Source organism: Acidimicrobiales bacterium, assembly GCA_033344915.1.
GTDB lineage: Bacteria > Actinomycetota > Acidimicrobiia > Acidimicrobiales > Aldehydirespiratoraceae > JAJRXC01.
In genome coordinates this window covers 3928153-3944687 of the sequence record JAWPML010000001.1, presented here as the reverse complement: position 1 = coordinate 3944687, position 16535 = coordinate 3928153, and the positions used below count along the sequence as shown (strand labels likewise).

The 16535-nt window shown below is 69.6% G+C and carries 16 protein-coding genes and 3 tRNA genes; 3 read left to right on the top strand and 16 right to left on the bottom strand.

Translation table 11 applies throughout. The features are described from left to right. Window positions 1–55: 55 nt before the first annotated feature. The 11 genes from rplL to R8F63_19100 form a co-directional block, all read right to left on the bottom strand. On the bottom strand, window positions 56–439 hold the full coding sequence (gene rplL, locus R8F63_19150) for a 50S ribosomal protein L7/L12 (protein MDW3220726.1): 384 nt from the start codon (window positions 437–439) through the stop codon (window positions 56–58). Further along, window positions 439–1197, bottom strand: a complete 759-nt coding sequence (gene rplJ, locus R8F63_19145) for a 50S ribosomal protein L10 (GenBank protein MDW3220725.1) — start codon at window positions 1195–1197, stop codon at window positions 439–441. Before rplJ ends, rplL begins: the two co-directional genes overlap by 1 nt. 221 nt (window positions 1198–1418) lie before the next feature. Then, a complete protein-coding gene (gene rplA, locus R8F63_19140; GenBank protein MDW3220724.1) occupies window positions 1419–2120 on the bottom strand; it encodes a 50S ribosomal protein L1 in 702 nt (233 codons plus the stop codon). A 119-nt stretch (window positions 2121–2239) separates the two neighbouring features. After that, complete coding sequence (gene rplK, locus R8F63_19135; GenBank protein MDW3220723.1) at window positions 2240–2665, bottom strand: 50S ribosomal protein L11; 426 nt, start codon at window positions 2663–2665, stop codon at window positions 2240–2242. 70 nt (window positions 2666–2735) lie between these two features. After that, window positions 2736–3572 carry a transcription termination/antitermination protein NusG gene (gene nusG, locus R8F63_19130; protein ID MDW3220722.1) on the bottom strand — a complete coding sequence of 279 codons (837 nt, stop codon included), beginning with the start codon at window positions 3570–3572 and terminating at the stop codon, window positions 2736–2738. 6 nt (window positions 3573–3578) lie between these two features. Then, window positions 3579–3875 (bottom strand): preprotein translocase subunit SecE, encoded by a 297-nt coding sequence (gene secE / locus R8F63_19125; protein ID MDW3220721.1) that lies wholly within the window; start codon window positions 3873–3875, stop codon window positions 3579–3581. A gap of 24 nt (window positions 3876–3899) precedes the next feature. Then, window positions 3900–3972 (bottom strand) — tRNA-Trp (locus tag R8F63_19120). A 59-nt stretch (window positions 3973–4031) separates the two neighbouring features. Beyond that, window positions 4032–4388 (bottom strand): hypothetical protein, encoded by a 357-nt coding sequence (locus tag R8F63_19115; GenBank protein ID MDW3220720.1) that lies wholly within the window; start codon window positions 4386–4388, stop codon window positions 4032–4034. Next, the gene (locus tag R8F63_19110; protein ID MDW3220719.1) at window positions 4378–5022 is read right to left on the bottom strand and encodes a sigma-70 family RNA polymerase sigma factor; all 645 of its coding nucleotides are present in this window, start codon (window positions 5020–5022) and stop codon (window positions 4378–4380) included. The genes R8F63_19115 and R8F63_19110 overlap by 11 nt, the downstream gene beginning before the upstream one ends. 198 nt (window positions 5023–5220) lie before the next feature. Next, window positions 5221–5294: transfer RNA gene (locus R8F63_19105), tRNA-Met, on the bottom strand. Between the two features lie 25 nt (window positions 5295–5319). Further along, window positions 5320–5395, bottom strand: a tRNA-Thr gene (locus tag R8F63_19100). A gap of 164 nt (window positions 5396–5559) precedes the next feature. On the opposite strand from R8F63_19100, the gene R8F63_19095 reads away from it, so the two are divergent. Next, window positions 5560–6909, top strand: a complete 1350-nt coding sequence (locus tag R8F63_19095) for a hypothetical protein (protein MDW3220718.1) — start codon at window positions 5560–5562, stop codon at window positions 6907–6909. A gap of 112 nt (window positions 6910–7021) precedes the next feature. Continuing rightward, on the top strand, window positions 7022–7789 hold the full coding sequence (locus R8F63_19090; protein MDW3220717.1) for an enoyl-CoA hydratase/isomerase family protein: 768 nt from the start codon (window positions 7022–7024) through the stop codon (window positions 7787–7789). Between the two features lie 41 nt (window positions 7790–7830). Here the strand turns inward: R8F63_19090 and R8F63_19085 are convergent, their stop codons facing one another. Both R8F63_19085 and mftF read right to left on the bottom strand, forming a co-directional pair. Further along, the gene (locus tag R8F63_19085; GenBank protein ID MDW3220716.1) at window positions 7831–8952 is read right to left on the bottom strand and encodes a serine hydrolase domain-containing protein; all 1122 of its coding nucleotides are present in this window, start codon (window positions 8950–8952) and stop codon (window positions 7831–7833) included. Continuing rightward, window positions 8949–10388: a mycofactocin biosynthesis glycosyltransferase MftF gene (gene mftF / locus R8F63_19080; GenBank protein ID MDW3220715.1), complete on the bottom strand. Its 1440-nt coding sequence runs from the start codon at window positions 10386–10388 to the stop codon at window positions 8949–8951. Before mftF ends, R8F63_19085 begins: the two co-directional genes overlap by 4 nt. Before the next feature lie 40 nt (window positions 10389–10428). Here mftF and R8F63_19075 point away from each other — a divergent pair, with 40 nt between their 5' ends. After that, window positions 10429–12138 carry an amidohydrolase family protein gene (locus R8F63_19075; protein ID MDW3220714.1) on the top strand — a complete coding sequence of 570 codons (1710 nt, stop codon included), beginning with the start codon at window positions 10429–10431 and terminating at the stop codon, window positions 12136–12138. 6 nt (window positions 12139–12144) lie between these two features. Here the strand turns inward: R8F63_19075 and R8F63_19070 are convergent, their stop codons facing one another. The 3 genes from R8F63_19070 to R8F63_19060 all read right to left on the bottom strand — a co-directional run bounded on the left by R8F63_19070 (window position 12145) and on the right by R8F63_19060 (window position 16530). Beyond that, the gene (locus R8F63_19070) at window positions 12145–13149 is read right to left on the bottom strand and encodes a phytanoyl-CoA dioxygenase family protein (GenBank protein ID MDW3220713.1); all 1005 of its coding nucleotides are present in this window, start codon (window positions 13147–13149) and stop codon (window positions 12145–12147) included. After that, window positions 13146–15617 (bottom strand): acyltransferase family protein, encoded by a 2472-nt coding sequence (locus R8F63_19065; protein MDW3220712.1) that lies wholly within the window; start codon window positions 15615–15617, stop codon window positions 13146–13148. Before R8F63_19065 ends, R8F63_19070 begins: the two co-directional genes overlap by 4 nt. A 91-nt stretch (window positions 15618–15708) precedes the next feature. Next, window positions 15709–16530: a vWA domain-containing protein gene (locus R8F63_19060; protein ID MDW3220711.1), complete on the bottom strand. Its 822-nt coding sequence runs from the start codon at window positions 16528–16530 to the stop codon at window positions 15709–15711. Window positions 16531–16535 lie beyond the last annotated feature (5 nt).

Below are 16535 nucleotides of genomic sequence, written 5' to 3'. Positions count from 1 at the left end.
CCGACCCGGTGGTCGGTGCGGTTCGTGGTCTTTCGAGGCGCCGGAGCGCCGCGCGCTACTGGAGTTCGACGGAGCCGCCGGCGGCCTCGAGGGCCTCCTTGGCCTTCTCCGCGTCTTCCTTGGAAGCGCCTTCCAGGATCGGCTTGGGGGCACCGTCGACGAGCTCCTTGGCCTCCTTGAGACCGAGAGACGTCAGACCGCGCACCTCCTTGATGACCTGGATCTTCTTGTCGCCGGCGGCGGTGAGAACGACGTCGAACGAGTCCTTCTCCTCCTCCGGGGCAGCATCACCACCGCCGCCACCGGGGGCAGCGGCAACGGCCACGGGGGCCGCGGCGGTGACGCCGAACTTCTCCTCGAAGTCCGACAGCAGTTCGCTCAGCTCGAGGACGCTCATGGCGCCGATCGCGTCGAGAATCTCTTCCTTGGTTGCCATGATCAGGCCTCCTCGTTGTCGCCGGCCGCGTCGGCCGGTGTGTTGTTGTCGGTGGCTTCGGCCTGATCGGCCTCGCCGGATTCATCGGCAGAGGCCTCGGCCTCTGCGGGTGCGTCGGTGGATTCCTCCACGTCGGCGGGTGCCTCGGCCGCGGCGGCCTCGGCAGGTTCTTCGGTGGACGCCTCGGCGTCCGGCGGCGTCTCATCGGCGGCAGCGTCGGGGCCGCCGCCCTTCTCGATGAGGGCCTGCAGCCCGTAGGCGAAGTCCCGCGGGACGGCCGCGAGCAGTCCGGCGAACTTGGCCATGGGGGCCTGGAACGCACCGGCCAGCTGAGCCAGCAGCACGTCGCGCGAGGGCAGTTCGGCCAGCGCTTTGAGATCCTCGGGGCTGAGCAGCTGCTCGTCGAGCACGCCGCCCTTGATCACCAGCGCGTCGTTGGTCTTGGCGAACTCCTTGAGGGCCTTCGCCACGGCCGCCACGTCACCGGCAGTCCCGTCGGCCTTCTCGCCGACGAACGCGATGGCGGTCGGGCCGGTGAGCAGGTCGTCGATCTCGAGCCCCGCATCCTGCGCGGCGCGACGGACGAGCGTGTTCTTGTAGATCTTGTACTCGCCTCCCGCATCGCGCAGGGCCCGCCGTAGTTCGGCAATGGCTCGCACATCGAGGCCGCGGTACTCGGTCAGCATCGCGCCGTCGGACTCGGCGAGCTTCTGCTTCACCTCGTCGACGACCGCAACCTTCTCCGGTCTCGGGTCTCCCATGTTCGTCACCTCCTGGATTCGTTCTTGCTGAAATGAAATCGGGCGCCCACCGAATCGGTGAACGCCCGGACATCGCACGGCAGGACCGTGGGACTCAGGAGGTTCTCCTCGTCCGGCGAGCCGGCTGGCTCATTGGTGCTTCCCACGAAGCGCACCGGATGTCTTCGGTGAACGAAAGATCTGTTGTGTCGGACAGGCTAGAGGCCCGGCGGTCGGAATCCTCAGGCCGGCTGGAGCTGGATGCGGGCCGGGTCGATGCGCACACCGGGACCCATCGTGGTGCTGACGACGACCTTGCGGACGTAGTTGCCCTTCGCGGAAGCGGGGCGGGCCCGTTCGATCTCGCCCATGAGCGCCCGCAGGTTGAGCAGCAGCGCGGCCTCGTCGAACGACGCCTTGCCGATGGGCACGTGCACGTTGGCGAAGCGGTCGGTGCGGTACTCGACCATGCCGCCCTTGAACTCGCCGATCGCCTTGGCGACGTCGGGGGTGACGGTGCCCGTCTTCGGGTTCGGCATGAGACCACGCGGACCGAGCACGCGACCGAGCTTGCCGACCGTGGGCATCATGTCCGGCGTCGCGATCGCGAGGTCGAAGTCGGTCATGCCCTTCTCGACCTCGGCGGCGAGATCGTCGCCACCGACATGGTCGGCGCCGGCGTCGCGGGCCGCCTGCGCGGCCTCACCCTGGGCGAAGACGGCGATGCGCACGTCCTTGCCGGTACCGGCCGGGAGGGCGACGGTCGAGCGGATCATCTGGTCGGCCTTGCGGGGGTCGACCCCGAGGCGGATGACGATGTCCACGGTCTCGTCGAACTTCTTGGTCCCGAAGGTCTTGAGGATGCCGATGGCCTCCTCGTCCGAGTGCAGGGCATCTCGGTCGAACTTCTGGGCGTTGTCCTTGTACTGCTTGCTCTGCGCCATGTCGGCTCCCTCTGGTTACTGCCGCCCGGCGAGGTGATCCGGGTCGAGCAGGCAGCGGCGTTCGCTGCGGAGTTCGGTGAAGGTGGGACGGGGCTCTGACCCCGGCGTCTCACCTTCGGTCAGTTGACCTCGATGCCCATGGAACGGGCGGTGCCGGCGACCTGGAGCTTGGCGGCGTCGAGGTCGTTGGCGTTGAGGTCGGGCATCTTGATCTCGGCGATCTCGGTCACCTGGGCGTCCGAGATCGAGCCGGCGGTCTCGCGGCCGGGATGGTTGGCGGCGAGATCGAGACCGGCGGCCTTCTTGATGAGGAAGGCGGTCGGCGGGGTCTTCAGGATGAACGAGAACGAGCGGTCCTCGTAGATCGTGATCTCGGCGGGCACGACCTGACCGCGCTGGTCCTCGGTGCGTGCGTTGTAGTCCTTGCAGAAGTCCATGATCGCGACACCGTGCGGACCGAGCGCGGTGCCCACGGGCGGTGCAGGCGAAGCCTGACCGGCCGGAATCTGGATCTTGACGACAGCAGCGACCTGCTTCTTGGCCATGAGAGTTCCTACGAAGAAATGCGGACGTATCAGTCTGGAGCCGGATGCCCCGAGCGACAACCCGCGCGGGTTAGATCCGACCGACCTGGGCGAATTCGAGTTCGACCGGGGTCTCGCGACCGAAGATGTTGACGAGCACCTTGACGCGGAGCTGATCCTCGTTGATCTCGATGATCTCGCCGGAGAAGTCCGCGAACGGACCCTCCTTGACGCGGACCGACTCGCCCATCTCGAACTCGAACATCGGCTTGGCGCGCTTGGTCTGTTCCTGCGTGCGGTCCGCTTCGACCCCGAGGAAGCTCTCCACGTCCTTGCGCCGCATCGGCGAGGGCTTGCCGCCCTGGTTCACGAAGCCGGTGACCCCGGGGGTGTTGCGGATGACGTACCAGGCGTCGTCGTCGAGCGAGGTGCGGCACAGGAGGTAGCCCGGGAAGAGCTTCTTCTCGGTCATCACCTTCTTGCCGTTCTTGAACTCGGGGATCTCACGGGTGGGGATGACCACCTCGTAGATGCGCTCCTCCATGTTCATCGAAGCGATGCGGGCCTCGAGGTTCTGCTTGACCTTCTTCTCGTAGCCCGACTGGGTGTGGAGCACGAACCAGCGGCCGGGTCGGTCGTAGGGGGAGACGTAGGGCTCCACGTCGTCCTCGGCGAGAAGGGCGTCCTCGTCGAGCAGCACGTCGGCTTCCGGGGACGCGACGGGGTCGGCGGTGCCGCCCGTCCACTCGTTCGCCAGACCGGCGCCGATCGGCGTGTTCGCCGGAGGCGCCTCGTCCTCACCCGCACCGTCGGCGAGATCCTCGGCCGCTTCGGCCACGATCTCCTCGGCCTCGGCGACGACGGCCTCTTCGGAAATGCTGTCTTCGGACGTGGTCTCGTCGTTCATGTCTTCGTTCTCGTCAGTCATGGTTGATCAGTTCTCGAACAGGTCGAGGATGAGGGTGGAGAAGACCCAGTCGAGGCCGTAGATGATCGCACCGAGCACCACGATGGTGACCAGGACGACGATCGAGTAGTTGACGGTCTCCGAACGAGACGGCCAGGCGACCTTGCGCAGCTCGTTGCGCACCTCGCGCAGGAACTGGAGCGGGCTCGTGCGCTCCTGGGGCGCGGCCTGCTGGGGCTGTCGACGGGTGCGAACGGGCGAGCCGTCGGCGTCGACCTCGCCCTGCTTCTGCAGCATGCGCTTCTGCTGTCGGTTCATCGACATGAGGAAGATCCTTGGTTGGTTCTGCAGGGGCGACAGGACTTGAACCTGCAACCTTCGGTTTTGGAGACCGATGCTCTACCAATTGAGCCACGCCCCTCGGCGACCGCCAAGGTTACCACTGGCCCTCTGAATACCGTCCCCCGGGTTCGGCGTGCGTCAGACCGCGAGGCGACCACCACGACGACCCCGCGTCGCGAGGGCGATGACACCCGCGGCGGCGGCCAGGCCGCCCACGGCCGCGGCCGCGTATCCCGGCACCCGCAGGCTCGGACGCCCGTCGATCGCATCGAGCGCGACGAGGATGTCGTGTTCGAGGGCGGGGTCGACCGTCACGGGAACGTCGGCCAGCGCCCGCATCGAACGACGCAGGCGGCGGAAATTGGCGAGCTCGGCCTGGCAGCGCAGGCACTGGGCCACGTGGGTACGAGCGTGCGCGGACAGCACGGCGTCGTCGCCCGCGGCGAGATCCTCGGTCAGCTCGAGACACTGCGGGAACGGATGATCAGATCGCATGGAGTTCCTCTCCCGGGAGCGGGAACACCCGTTCACGCAGCCGACGGCGGGCTCGGTGCAACCGCACCTTGGCGGCGCTCACGGAGATGCCGAGTTCGTCGGCGATGTCCTCGTGGGGCATGTCGTAGACGTCGCGCAACACGACGACGGCGCGCAGCCGGGGCGGCAGATCGCCGATCGCCTGGTCCAGCTCGTCGCGCAGCCCGGCGACGTCGGCCTGGATGGCCGGGTCGAAGTCGGGTCGGAGTTCGGCCACGGACGATTCGTCGGGAAGCTCCTCGTGGCGGTGCCGGGCCCGCTTGCCGGTGGCGGTGGAGGCGCAGTTCGCGACGATGCGGTAGAGCCAGGTGCTGAACTGGGCGTCGCCCCGGAAGCGGTCGAGGCCGCGATAGGCACGGAGGTAGGCGTCCTGCACCACGTCCCTCGCATCCTCCTCGTCACTCGTGAGCCGGAGCGCCAACCCGTACGCATCGCGATGGGTTCGGCGCACCATCTCGTCGAACGCCTCGCGTTCGCCGTCGACCGCCCGCTGGACGAGGTCGTCCATCGAGGCGTCTGAGGGTTTGGACCCGCCGGCACCGTCGGCGTTACGTGACGGATCGGTGACGATCCGGAGGCGTGACGATGCCGACATGGGTTCCATTCTGGTCGAACGCTGGTCGTTTCGCCCCTGCGGCGGCGAAGACACGGTTTCAGGGTTCCGCCGCATGGCGGCGAAGACACGGTTTCAGGGTTCCGCCGCATGGCGGCGAAGACACGGTTTCAGGGTTCCGCCGCATGGCGGCGAAGACACGGTTTCAGGGTTCCGCCGCATGGCGGCGAAGACAACGCGTAGCGACGGACAGATTCGAACTGTCGACCTCTCGATTATGAGTCGAGCGCTCTCACCAACTGAGCTACGTCGCCGCCCTCGGAGCGGCGGGCCGTTCCGTGGAGCTCCCTGTCAGAATTGAACTGACGACCTTCTCCTTACCATGGAGACGCTCTGCCGACTGAGCTAAGGGAGCAACGCTCACGCACGCGTGAGGCGTCGGCAATGATGCCACGCCCCAACGGCGTCACCAACCTGGTTCCCCCAGAGAAGCCCCGAGCGCGCGGCGCACGGGGCACTCGCGGACCATGGTCACTTCGCCCTATGGATTTGGGTCCTCCGGCTCAAGTGGGGCCCGAAGTGAGCCGTAAGGACCACATGCGATTCGACCGGCTTGTCATTGAGGCCGACGAGAACACCTTCTCGTTGGAGTTCCACCCCCGTCTCACCGTCATCGGCGGTGTGGGACGGCTCGAGCGCGAGGGGCTCATCACCGAGCTCATCGGTTCGCTGAGCTCGAGCCGCGCCGGCGTGCACGCCGAGATCGTGGCGGACAACGGCAACCGCTTCGCGGTCTTCCGGCCCTTCGGGGCCCGGGCCCGGGTGATCGACGTGGAGGCCTCGGCCGACGTGAGCGCACGGTTCGCCGATGCCGAGGGTCAGATCGATCTCCTCTCGGTCGCGGGCCTCGACACCCGAGCGGCCAAGCGTCAGCTGCGGTTGACCTCGTCGGACCTGACGACGAGCACGCACCACGACCAGATCATCCGCCGACTCGCGTCGGCCGACCCCGAAGAACTCTGGGGTCTCGCCAACCGCGTGAAGGCCGCCCAGGCGGCGCTCGACGAGGAAGCCGACGCCAGCGGCTCGGCTCCCGAGGACGCCGCCGTGGTCGCCCGCATCGAGGAACGCCACGCTCGCTTCGAGGAAGCGCAGGCTCGAGCCGAGAAGTTCCGGCGCATCTCGTTCTTCGGCGGTGTGGCCGCGGCGATCCTCGCCGTGCCCTCGGTCATGTGGATCAGCCAGACCGCGGCGATGGCCTTCGTCATCCTCGCCGCCATGGTCACCGCGCTCTCGTTCGTGCAGAACCAGCGAGGCGAACGGGCCCGCCGGGCCGAGGAGGCCGCGCTGGCCGAGGCGGGCGCCCAGTCCTATCTCGGCTTCCACCTCCAGCGGGTCAACGGCCTGCTCGACAGCCAGGCGTCCCGGCAGCGCCTCATGGAGGTCAACACCGAGCACGAGACGGCGATGGCTGCCTGGTTCGAAACGGCCGGTGACGTCGTCGTCGAGTGGGCCGAAGAGCATCGCGACGAGATCGACGAGGCGGCCCGCCGGTTGAAGGACGTCGACGCCCTGAGCGCCGGGCCCCTGCCGATCGACCCGGAGAACGACGAGGTCGCGGCCCTCGCCCATGCGCTCATGCTGCGCCTCGAAGAGGTCCGCGGCATCGGTCCGGCCGGCGAGAACATGCCGCTCGTGCTGGACGACTCGCTCAACGGTCTCGATGCCGACCTCAAGGCGCCCCTGCTGGAGATGCTCGTCCGAGCGAGCGAAGGACAGCAGATCGTGTTCCTCACCGAGGACGCCGACGTGACCGACTGGGCCCGCGTCGAAGCGATCACCGGCGACCTCTCGATCCTCGAGCCGACGACGGCCGACGTGGACGTCGACGCCGACCACGCCGCCGCCAACACCATCCAGGTCGCCTGACCGACGGGCGGCCCCGTTCTCTGACCGGTCCACGGTCAGTGGTGGCGAGCCGCGACTCGCCAGTCGCATGCTTCGGTGCCACGCTCCTCCGATGAGCGTGGCATCGTCGCGCATGACTTTCGACACGCTCACCACCTCCGCCGACGGGCGGATCGGCCGGTTGACCCTCGACCGGCCGGCCAAGCTCAATCCCCTGTCCACCCACTGTCTCGACGAGCTCGCCGCCGCAGCGCGATGGTTCGACGATCGTCCGGACGTGCGGGTCGTCATCGTGTCGGGGGCCGGACGGGCGTTCTCGGCAGGCGCCGATCTCGCCGGGTTCGGCGACGCCGGAGACCGACCCGCCCGCGAGGGCGCCGAGGCGGGCCGGAGGATGGTGGAGGCGATCGAGCGGATGGGCGCGGTCACGATCGCATCCGTCCACGGCCACTGCATCGGCGGCGCCGTCCTGCTCGCCATGGCGTGTGACCTCCGGGTCGCGGCGGAGTCGACGAACTTCGTGATCCCCGAGGTCGACCTCGGCATTCCGTTGACGTGGGGCGGCATCCCGCGTCTCGTCCGGGAGATCGGGCCCGCGGCGACGCGGGACCTCGTCCTGTCCTGCCGGCCGTTCACCGCGATGGAAGCCCACGTGCGAGGGATCGCGAATCGCATGGTCGCCGACGCCGACCTCGACACCGAGGTGGCGGAACTCGCGGCCCTGCTCGCCGAGAAGTCCGCCTACACCCTGCGCGCCACGCTCGATGCGGTGGACGCCGCCGCCGAGGCGCTCGTACCGACCGGTGGCGCCTGGAGCGACGCCGACCAGCTCGTCACCGCGATGCACGACGCGGAGAGCCGCGCCGTCGCCGCGAGGTACCTCGAAGCACGAGGCATCTGACCAAGGCGTCCGGACTCGCCGGGCAACCGGGGCACGAAGGGTCAGTCGACGGGAACGGTGACCATCCCCGCCGCCGAGACGATCCCGGCGCACCGCTTGGCGGTGACGAGGTCGTTGCGGTCGAGGCCGTGGGTCATGAAGCCGAGCGAGATGCCGGTCGACGGGTCGGCGTAGCCGCGCTGGCCCTTCGCACCGCCGTGGCCGAACGCGGTCGGCCCGGTGCCGTGGCCGTACCCACGCATGAGGGCCTGGCCGTCGTCACCGGCGATCGTGAACGCGTGGGTGCGGTTCGCCGACACGCCCATCCAGTCGACATGGGTCTGGCGGATGGTCTCCAGCGCGTCGACCTTCACCTCGGGCCGGAGGATCTCGCCGTCGTCGTGCAGGATCGCCTGGTACCACTGCGCCATCTCCGCCGCCGAGGTGACACCTCCGCCACCGGGATGGCCCGCGGCGCGCAGCTCGGGGTCGTTGAACGCCAGCAGGGCGTCGTCCGTCACCTCGGTCACCGGCAGCTCCTCGATGCCGAACTGACGAGCGAGATCGGCAAGGTCCGGCGCCTCACCGACGCTCACGACCTCGACGATGTCCGCCTGGTCCTCGGCGGGAATGGCGAGCCACCGCGAACATCCGGCCGGGGTCATCACCCGGTCCGTCACGACATCGGCGTGGTGGCGGCCCGTGACCTCGGTGATGCAGTCGGCGAGCACCCAGTGGGCGGCCGACGCGTGGTATTCGAACCGGGTGCCCGGTTCCCACGTCGTACGCCACTGCCCGTAACGGGCGAGCCGGGCGGCACGATCGGCGAACTCCGCGGGGCCCATCGGGCCGTGGGGGAACCCGCCCGCATGGAGGAGCACCTGGGACAGCGTGATGGCTTCCTTGCCGTTCGTGCCGAAGCTGGGGAGCACGGCGGAGACCGGCGCGTCGAGGTCGAGCAGCCCCTCGGCGGCGAGTTCGAGCACGGTGAGGCTCACGGTCGGCTTGATGGCCGAATACGTCAACAGGCGGTGGTCGGTCGTCAGATCGCCGAACGCCTCGAACAGGACGATTTCGCCGTCGAACCCGAGCGCCAACTGGCAGCCGGGAATGCGCCCCTCGTCGACCTCGCGGCGACAGCGATCGACGAGCTTCCGGAGACGTTCGGGTACGAGAGTGCTCATGGTCCGGCGACCGTATCGCTCTCGATCGCCGGCCGCCTGCCGGGCCACTCGGTCAGCTCGGGCACCAGCGCCCGGAGGTCGTGCGCCTGCAGGCCGGCGCGCCAGACACCGACCCCGTAGGCCATGTCGTCCGCAACTCTGAGGGCCACGCCGCGGACCGGGTCGACGGCGCGTTCGCCGGCGATCCAGTCGGCGACCGCTGGGGCGAGCATCGCCGTGAGCACGCCGATTCGGCGGCGTCGCGACAACGCCGCCACGGGCAGCAGCACCGGCCACCAGACACGCGAGACGGCACGGCCGAGGCCGAGACCCGAGTGCAGGTGGCCCCACGCCGCGATCCGGGTGGCCTCACGCGGCGCGTCGGGCACGCCGTCGAACTTGCGGACGAGCGCGGCCGACGACCCGGCGGCCACACCGAGGCCGAGGCCGGGCCGACCCGACACCGCCGCGAGCCACGCCATGAGGCTCCACTTCGAGCAGCGGGCCGGGGCGACAACGGCACCGTGGCGCTTCGTGAGCCCGACCGCCGACGAGCCGTAGTGCATCCGTTGGCGGGCCATCGCGAGCCAGGACGGTCGCGGGCGGTGCTCCACCTCGACCCCCGGGTCGTACCGCACGGTGCCGCCGCGCGCCACGAGACGCCACACCAGGTCGACGTCCTCCCCCACCCGCAACCCGGGATCGAAGCCACCGACGTCGATCACGGCATCGACCCGCGCCGCGAACACGGCCGTCGGCACGTAGGCGAGGCGCCGGCGCGGTCCGACCGCGGCGGGCGTGGGGCCGATGTCGAGGGGCGACTGGGCCCGCTCGTATCGCTCGCGCAGCGTCGTCCCGTCGCGGCTTCGCACCCGGGGCGCGACGGCGACCACGGCGGGGTCGTCGAAATGGGGCGCGAGCCGTGACCACCAGTCGTCAGGAAGCGTGACGTCGGTGTCGACGAACGCCACGAGCGTCGTGTCGACCTCCTCCAGTCCGCTCATGCGGGCGGCACCCGGCCCACCGTTTGCCGTTCGGCGCACGAGGGTGGCGCCGTGCCGCTCCGCCACGGCGGCGATCGCGGCGGCGTCGCTCGACGCGTCGTCGACCACCACGACGGGGACGGTCAGCGTGGCGAGCAAGGCGTCGAGCTGATCGGCGTCTTCGAAGCTCGGCACGACCACGGTCACCGGTGGCGGCGACGGTGCCGGAGCCACGACGGGGTGGAGCATCCCCGCGTCGAGCAACCGGCGGGCCAGACCGCGCGCCGACTTCACGTCGGCCAGCGGGGTTCCCTCGAGCCATGCGTCGACCACGGCGGCGCCGGCGGCCGACAACCGGGTGATCCGCAGCGGCGACCCGCCGATCAGCACCCGCCCGGCGCCCACCCGGCGCAGTCCCGGGTCGGCCACGAGCCGGATACCCGGCGGCGGCAGACGGTCGACGTTCGTGGCCATGGCCAGGACGGTAGCCGTGTGCTCGATCTACGCTCTCCGTATGCACGATCTCGTGATCCGAAACGGCCGCATCATCGACGGGTCCGGCGCGCCCGCGACGACCGGCGACATCGCCATCGACGACGAGACGATCGTCGACGTCGGTTCCGACGTCGGCCGCGGTCACCGGGAGATCGACGCCGATGGACGCGTCGTGACCCCGGGCTTCGTCGACACCCACACCCACTACGACGCCCAAGCCACGTGGGATCCCGAACTCACCCCCTCGGGCTGGCACGGCGTCACGTCCGTCGTGATGGGCAACTGTGGCGTGGGATTCGCCCCGGTCGAACCCGATCGCCGTGACTGGCTGATCGAGCTGATGGAGGGCGTCGAGGACATCCCCGGCGCCGCCCTCACGGACGGCATCGAGTGGGGATGGGAGACGTTCCCCGAATACCTCGACGATCTGCAGACACGGTCCTGGGTGCTGGACCTCGGCGCCCAGATCCCGCATGGCGCGCTCCGCGCCTACGTGATGGGCGAGCGAGCGTTGCAGGACGCGAACACCGACGACATCGCGCGGATGGCGGGCCTCGTCGAGGAAGCGTTGCGGGTGGGCGCCCTCGGGTTCTCCACGTCGCGCACGCCGCTGCACAAGTCGGTCGACGGCGAACTCGTCCCGGGCACGTTCGCGACGCCCGAGGAGCTCCTGGCGATCGCCGGGTCGATCCGTGCGGTCGGTCACGGCGTGTTCCAGACGGCAACCCACCATGCGGACGTCCCCGAGTCGTTCGACTGGATGCGCGCGGTCGCGGACACCACGGGCCAACCGGTGGTGTTCAACCTCAACCAACCCGACTACGCACCCGACCTCTGGAAGGAGGACCTCCGTCTCCTCGACGAGGCCCAGGCCGACGGTCTCAACGTGCTCGCCCAGGTGTCGGGCCGGCCGGTCGGCATCCTCGAGTCCTGGTCGGCCACGGTGAACCCGTTCATGCTCTGCCCGACCTGGGGACTCATCGGGCAGCTCCCCGAAGCCGAGCGGCTGGAGGAGCTCCGCCGCGACGACGTGCGGGCGGCTCTCACCACCGAGGCGCCGGCCGTCTGGAGCGATTTCATCACCAGCATCACCCGCACGTGGGACAAGCTCTACCCGTTCGCCGGTGAGGCCGACTACGAGCCGGATCCCGCCGCCACCTGTGCGGCCCTCGCCGCCGCCGACACCCGGACCCCCGAAGAGATCGCCTACGACCAGCTGATGTCCGCCGACGGGCGGGGCCTGCTCTACTTCCCGCTCTTCAACTACTCGAACCACAACCTCGACCATCTCTGGGAGCTGCACCAGCATCCCCACACCCGGATGGGCCTGGCCGACGCGGGTGCCCACTGCGGCACGATCGCCGACGGCGGCATGCCGACCTTCATGCTCCAGTTCTGGGCGCGCGACCGCATCCGGGGCGAACACATGCCGCTCGAGTGGGTCGTCCATCGCCAGACCCGTCAGACCGCCGAGCTCTACGGATTGCGCGATCGCGGACTGCTCCGGGCCGGGTACCGCGCCGACGTGAACGTCATCGACATGGATGCGCTCGGCGTCGAGCTCCCGCACCTGGTCGGCGATCTCCCGACGGGCGCGAAGCGCTACGTCCAGCGGGCCGAGGGCTACGGCGCCACCGTGTGCCGCGGCGCGGTCACCGTGGTCGATGACGAGTTCACGGGCGAGTACCCGGGCCGCCTGGTCCGCGGGCCGCAGGCCGACCGGGCCTGACCCGCCTCAGAAGAGGATCGGGATCTGGTCCGTCGGGTAGGTCGACGGCGCGAAGAACCACATCTCGATCGCGTATCTCGTCCGCGTCATCGCCGGGTCCACACCCGTGCGATGCAGCGTCATGTGGTCGAACAGGAGGGCGTCGCCCGTGTCGAAGGCCGGCCGAACGACGCGAGACAGGTCGTAGCGACTCGCGGTCTCGTTGCTGACGGACCAGTCGTAGATCTCGTCGCCGCCGGTCGGCACGAGCTCCTCGAATCGATCTGGGAACACGTCCAAACCGGGCGCGTCGACGCCACACGGGCTCAGCGCCGTCCAGATGTTGAGCGCCCGCGTCTGCGTTCCCAGGAAGGCGCCGTCCTGATGCCAACCGGCGAGGGAGTCCGGCTCCGTGCGGCGCAGCGTGGTCTTCTTGACCGAGAACGCCGCCGGCTCGCCGAAATAGTCGCGGAGCAACCCACGGACGCCCGCCGCCTCCAGCGCCGCGATCATCTCGTGCATGGCGCGGGGCGAATCGACCCCGAGGACCCCGCTTCCGAAGTTCGCGAACGCCCGCTCGTAGACGCCGAAGGGGTAGCGCGGCTCGGGCTCGAAGGGGACGAAACCGTCGCCGACCTCGGCGTGCGGGTCGTCGCGATGGATCGCAGCACCGGCGAACGCCGCGTCGATCGCCCGCCGCAAGGACGCGGCGCGTGCCTCGTCGACGAGGCCTCTCACCAACAGCGACCCGTGGTGCAGGAGGGCGGAACGAACCAGCTCGGCGTCGAGATCCGCAGCGGCCACCTCCGGCACGCCGCCGCCCGGGAAGTGGTCCTCGACCGGCGGTGGCCATGTCGCATGGTCGGAGCGACCATCCTCCACGGAGGCGAAGGCGCGATGGCGAAGTGCCAGGAGTGCGGATTCGAGGGCCTGGTCGGGGCCGTCGGCGAGTGCATCCACGAGCAGCTCGATGGCTCCGGAGACGTCTCCCGCAGCCTCCCGTTCACGAGCTGCGGTCAGGATGTCCGTCACGATCCCTCCAACCCCAGGATGACGTCACCGTAGTTCTCTGCGAACCAGATCGAACTCTCGACGCCGAAGTGGAATCCGTCCGCGCGCAGGAGCCCGACGCCCTCGACCTCTTCGAGCGATTCCCCGTCGGGGCACAGCACGGCGTCGAGATCGAAGAAGCGGACCTCGGGCATCGCCTCCCCGAGCGGCGTCAGCACGTTGCTGTCGAGCAGGTCGATCGAATCGTCGTCGAGGCTTCCGACGCCGGCGCGCTCCCCGGGACACGGCGGGCGCATCCATACCACCTCCGCGCCGCCGGCGCCGAGGACCTCTGCGGCCCGTCGATACTCACGCAGGAGGTAGGAATCGAAGTCCGCGGACCCGATCGTCAGCGGCTCGGCCCACTCGTCGAGCCGGCGTTCGCCGAGATCCCAGACGCTGCTCAAGACGACCACGACCTCGGGTTCGAACGACGCGATCCTGCGCTCGAGGTCGCCGATCACCGCGAGGCACTCGTCACGCAATGGTTGCGGCGAGCCGCTTCCGTACACGACGCCCTCGTCGGCGAGGCCACACCCATTGACCGCGACGTTCCACACCCAGAGGTCCTCCTCGTTGCCCCAGCGCTCGAGGCCGTAACCGAACGATCGGGCCTGCGAGTCGCCGACGACGAGGACACGAGCCTGCCCGGCCCGGTCGGCACGCTGGTACAGCGCGGCGGCGTCGAGGATGGCATCGACCGAGGCGTCGAGGAACGCGTCCTCGTCGGTGACGACTGACGGGTCGGGCATCGCCCCGCTGAGCACGGAGAACGCATGGTCGTTCGAGGCGAGCACATCATCCATCGCCTGCATGAACGGACGGACTGCCCGCGCGAACTGCTCGCCGACCGTGGCACCCGGCGCGACATGGACGACCGCGGCGCCCTCGGCGGCGAGCACGTCGACCCCTTCGTCGATCGCCGCAGCCATCCAGGCGGCTGCGTCGGCCTCCGCCGGGACCGCGGCTGCGACCTCGTCCGGCCAACGGTCGGCCAGCCAGATCACCACATCGGGATCCGCGTCCTCGATGACCGTCGGCCAGGTGTCGACCCAGTCGGTACACGACGCGTCGGTCGCGGCGGGGACGCAGGTGAACGGCACGGCCGTGAGCCGCAGGGCGGGATCGTCGTCGACCGTCGACGCCAACCGGGTCAGTTCGCCCGCCGCTTCGTCGCCGTGGATCACGAGCATGTCGAGTACGCCGTCCTCCGTGCCGACCGCCACCGTGGTCCCGCCGTCGTCGCGCAGGGTCGCGAGCGGATCCTCGCCATCGGTGTTCGCGGTGAGGGCGACGATCCCGACGAGGGCCGCCCCGATCACGGGGTACGCGGCCACCCGGGCCCACGTCGGCAGTCCGAAGGTCGCCCCGCGCCGGATCGGATCCTCGATGAAGCGTTTGGAGACGACCGCAATACTGATCGACACGACGACCCGGAGCGCGAAGAGGGGCCAGTCCGACAGTCCCGTGCGTTCCTCGGTGAGCCACAGGTAGATCGGGAAGTGGAAGATGTAGACCCCGTAGCTGAGGCGACCGAGCCACGCGAGGGGCGCGATCGCGTAGAAGCGACTGAGCGGTCCGTCGCTCGAGACGATCGCGACGATCATCACCGCGGTGAGGACGGCATTGAGCTGGAACGCGCCCTGCCAGGTGAACGAGTCGGTGAGCTGGAGGTCGACCCAGAGCCAGGCGAGCACGCCGAACGCCGCTACGCCGGCGGCCTGGGCGACTCGCCGCCACTGCGCCGCGAAGTCGATGCCGATGGTGTCGAGGATCACGGCCAGCAGCGCACCGACCATGACCTCGGCCAGCCGCGTGTCGGTGCCGTAGTAGAGGCGGTCCAGGTCGATGCCGTTGTCGTACAGGCGAAACATCCACGCCGTGGAGAGCACTCCGGCGGCGGCGACGACCAGGCCGATGGTTCGCGGGTGGGCCCGGATGCGGAAGAGGCCGAAGAGAACGAGCGGGATGAAGAGGTAGAACTGCTCCTCGACGGCCAGCGACCAATAGTGGTTGACGGGCGACGGTGACGCGAACAGGTCGGTGTAGGACTGATCCGTCCGCACGAAGACCCAGTTGACGACATAGCCCACGACGCCGAGGACCTCGCCCGCCAGACCCTCGACCTGGTCGCGGGTCGCGACGGTCGCGCCGAAGACCGCCACACCGGCGAGCCCGACGAACGCGGCCGGGGCCAAGCGGCGAAACCGCCGGGCCCAGAAGTCCGGCAGATCGATCGTGCCGGTTCGCCGACGGCTGTCCAGAAGGATCGCCGTGATGAGGAAGCCGGAGAGGGTGAAGAACTGGGAGAGCGACAGGAAGGCGCCGTCCGCCCACGACATCTCCGCGTGGTAGCCGAGCATCGCGAACATGCCGAGTCCGCGGATGCCGTCGAGCCCGGGCTGATAGCCGCCGAACGCCCGAATGCGCCGCTCGGCCGCTTTGCTCATCTGCCCGAGGGTACCCAAGCCCGCTCCACCGCCGAAAGCGGTCCCGACCGCGATGAGTCGAACGCCCCATACGCGCGATCGCGCTCGCGCGTCACAGCACGCGAGCGAGCGCGGCGGGAATCTCGGAGGCTCCCGTGACCGTCGTGAACCGCGCGCCGACTTGGCGCGCGAAGGCCTCGGCATCGTCGGCGTCGTCGGCCGGCGCGACGATGCAGAGCTCGTCGAGACGACGGGCGACCGCCGCCGGGTCCACACCCGCGGTCGCTCGACAGTCCGACAGCAGGACGGTGACGCGGCGCTTGGCCCGAGATCGTTCCAATTGGCGCGACGACGCGCGCAGGGCGGCGTCGAGGTCGGTCGTCCCCTGGCCCCGCAGGCGCAGCAGATCGCCGACGACGGACGGCGCCGACCGGCCGTCATCCTGCGACTTCAGCGCCAACTGCCGGTCGGCGAAGGCGAGGACCGACCAGTCGGCCGGGGCCCGCCACGAGCAGGCGGCCGCGGCAACGGCAGCCACGGCGAGACGATCACCGCTCATCGAGCCGCTTCGATCCACGAGCAGCGACAGCGCCATCGCCGGCTTCGTCCAGTGACGCACCCGCATCTCGTCAGCGGGAACGGCCGACGATCCGGCGCGGGCGAGGACGAGCGCGTCGAGGCTCGCATCGAGATCGACATCGCCATCCGCACGCTCCGCCGACGACGTGACGATGCGCCCGATGCCGCGGCTGTCACGCGGGCCGGTTCGCGCCAGGTCGATCAACAGCCGACCGGCGAGCCGGCGGGCAAGGGCCGCGAGCACCGGATCGCTCGCACCGGTCATCTGGGCCAGAAGGGCGAGCGCATGATCGGCGTCGTCCTCCATCAGGTCGGCGAACGCGCCCTCGTCGATCTGTCCGACCTCAGGCGACACGTCGT

What these genes read in the sequence shown, in the direction of transcription:
- R8F63_19075 (MDW3220714.1), top strand. Translation starts at nt 10,429, where the DNA reads ATGCACGATCTCGTGATCCGAAACGGCCGCATCATCGACGGGTCCGGC.
- R8F63_19115 (MDW3220720.1), bottom strand. Translation starts at nt 4,388, where the DNA reads ATGCGATCTGATCATCCGTTCCCGCAGTGTCTCGAGCTGACCGAGGAT.
- rplJ (MDW3220725.1), bottom strand. Translation starts at nt 1,197, where the DNA reads ATGGGAGACCCGAGACCGGAGAAGGTTGCGGTCGTCGACGAGGTGAAG.
- mftF (MDW3220715.1), bottom strand. Translation starts at nt 10,388, where the DNA reads ATGGCCACGAACGTCGACCGTCTGCCGCCGCCGGGTATCCGGCTCGTG.
- R8F63_19110 (MDW3220719.1), bottom strand. Translation starts at nt 5,022, where the DNA reads ATGTCGGCATCGTCACGCCTCCGGATCGTCACCGATCCGTCACGTAAC.
- R8F63_19065 (MDW3220712.1), bottom strand. Translation starts at nt 15,617, where the DNA reads ATGAGCAAAGCGGCCGAGCGGCGCATTCGGGCGTTCGGCGGCTATCAG.
- nusG (MDW3220722.1), bottom strand. Translation starts at nt 3,572, where the DNA reads ATGACTGACGAGAACGAAGACATGAACGACGAGACCACGTCCGAAGAC.
- rplA (MDW3220724.1), bottom strand. Translation starts at nt 2,120, where the DNA reads ATGGCGCAGAGCAAGCAGTACAAGGACAACGCCCAGAAGTTCGACCGA.
- R8F63_19090 (MDW3220717.1), top strand. Translation starts at nt 7,022, where the DNA reads ATGACTTTCGACACGCTCACCACCTCCGCCGACGGGCGGATCGGCCGG.
- secE (MDW3220721.1), bottom strand. Translation starts at nt 3,875, where the DNA reads ATGTCGATGAACCGACAGCAGAAGCGCATGCTGCAGAAGCAGGGCGAG.
- rplK (MDW3220723.1), bottom strand. Translation starts at nt 2,665, where the DNA reads ATGGCCAAGAAGCAGGTCGCTGCTGTCGTCAAGATCCAGATTCCGGCC.
- R8F63_19085 (MDW3220716.1), bottom strand. Translation starts at nt 8,952, where the DNA reads ATGAGCACTCTCGTACCCGAACGTCTCCGGAAGCTCGTCGATCGCTGT.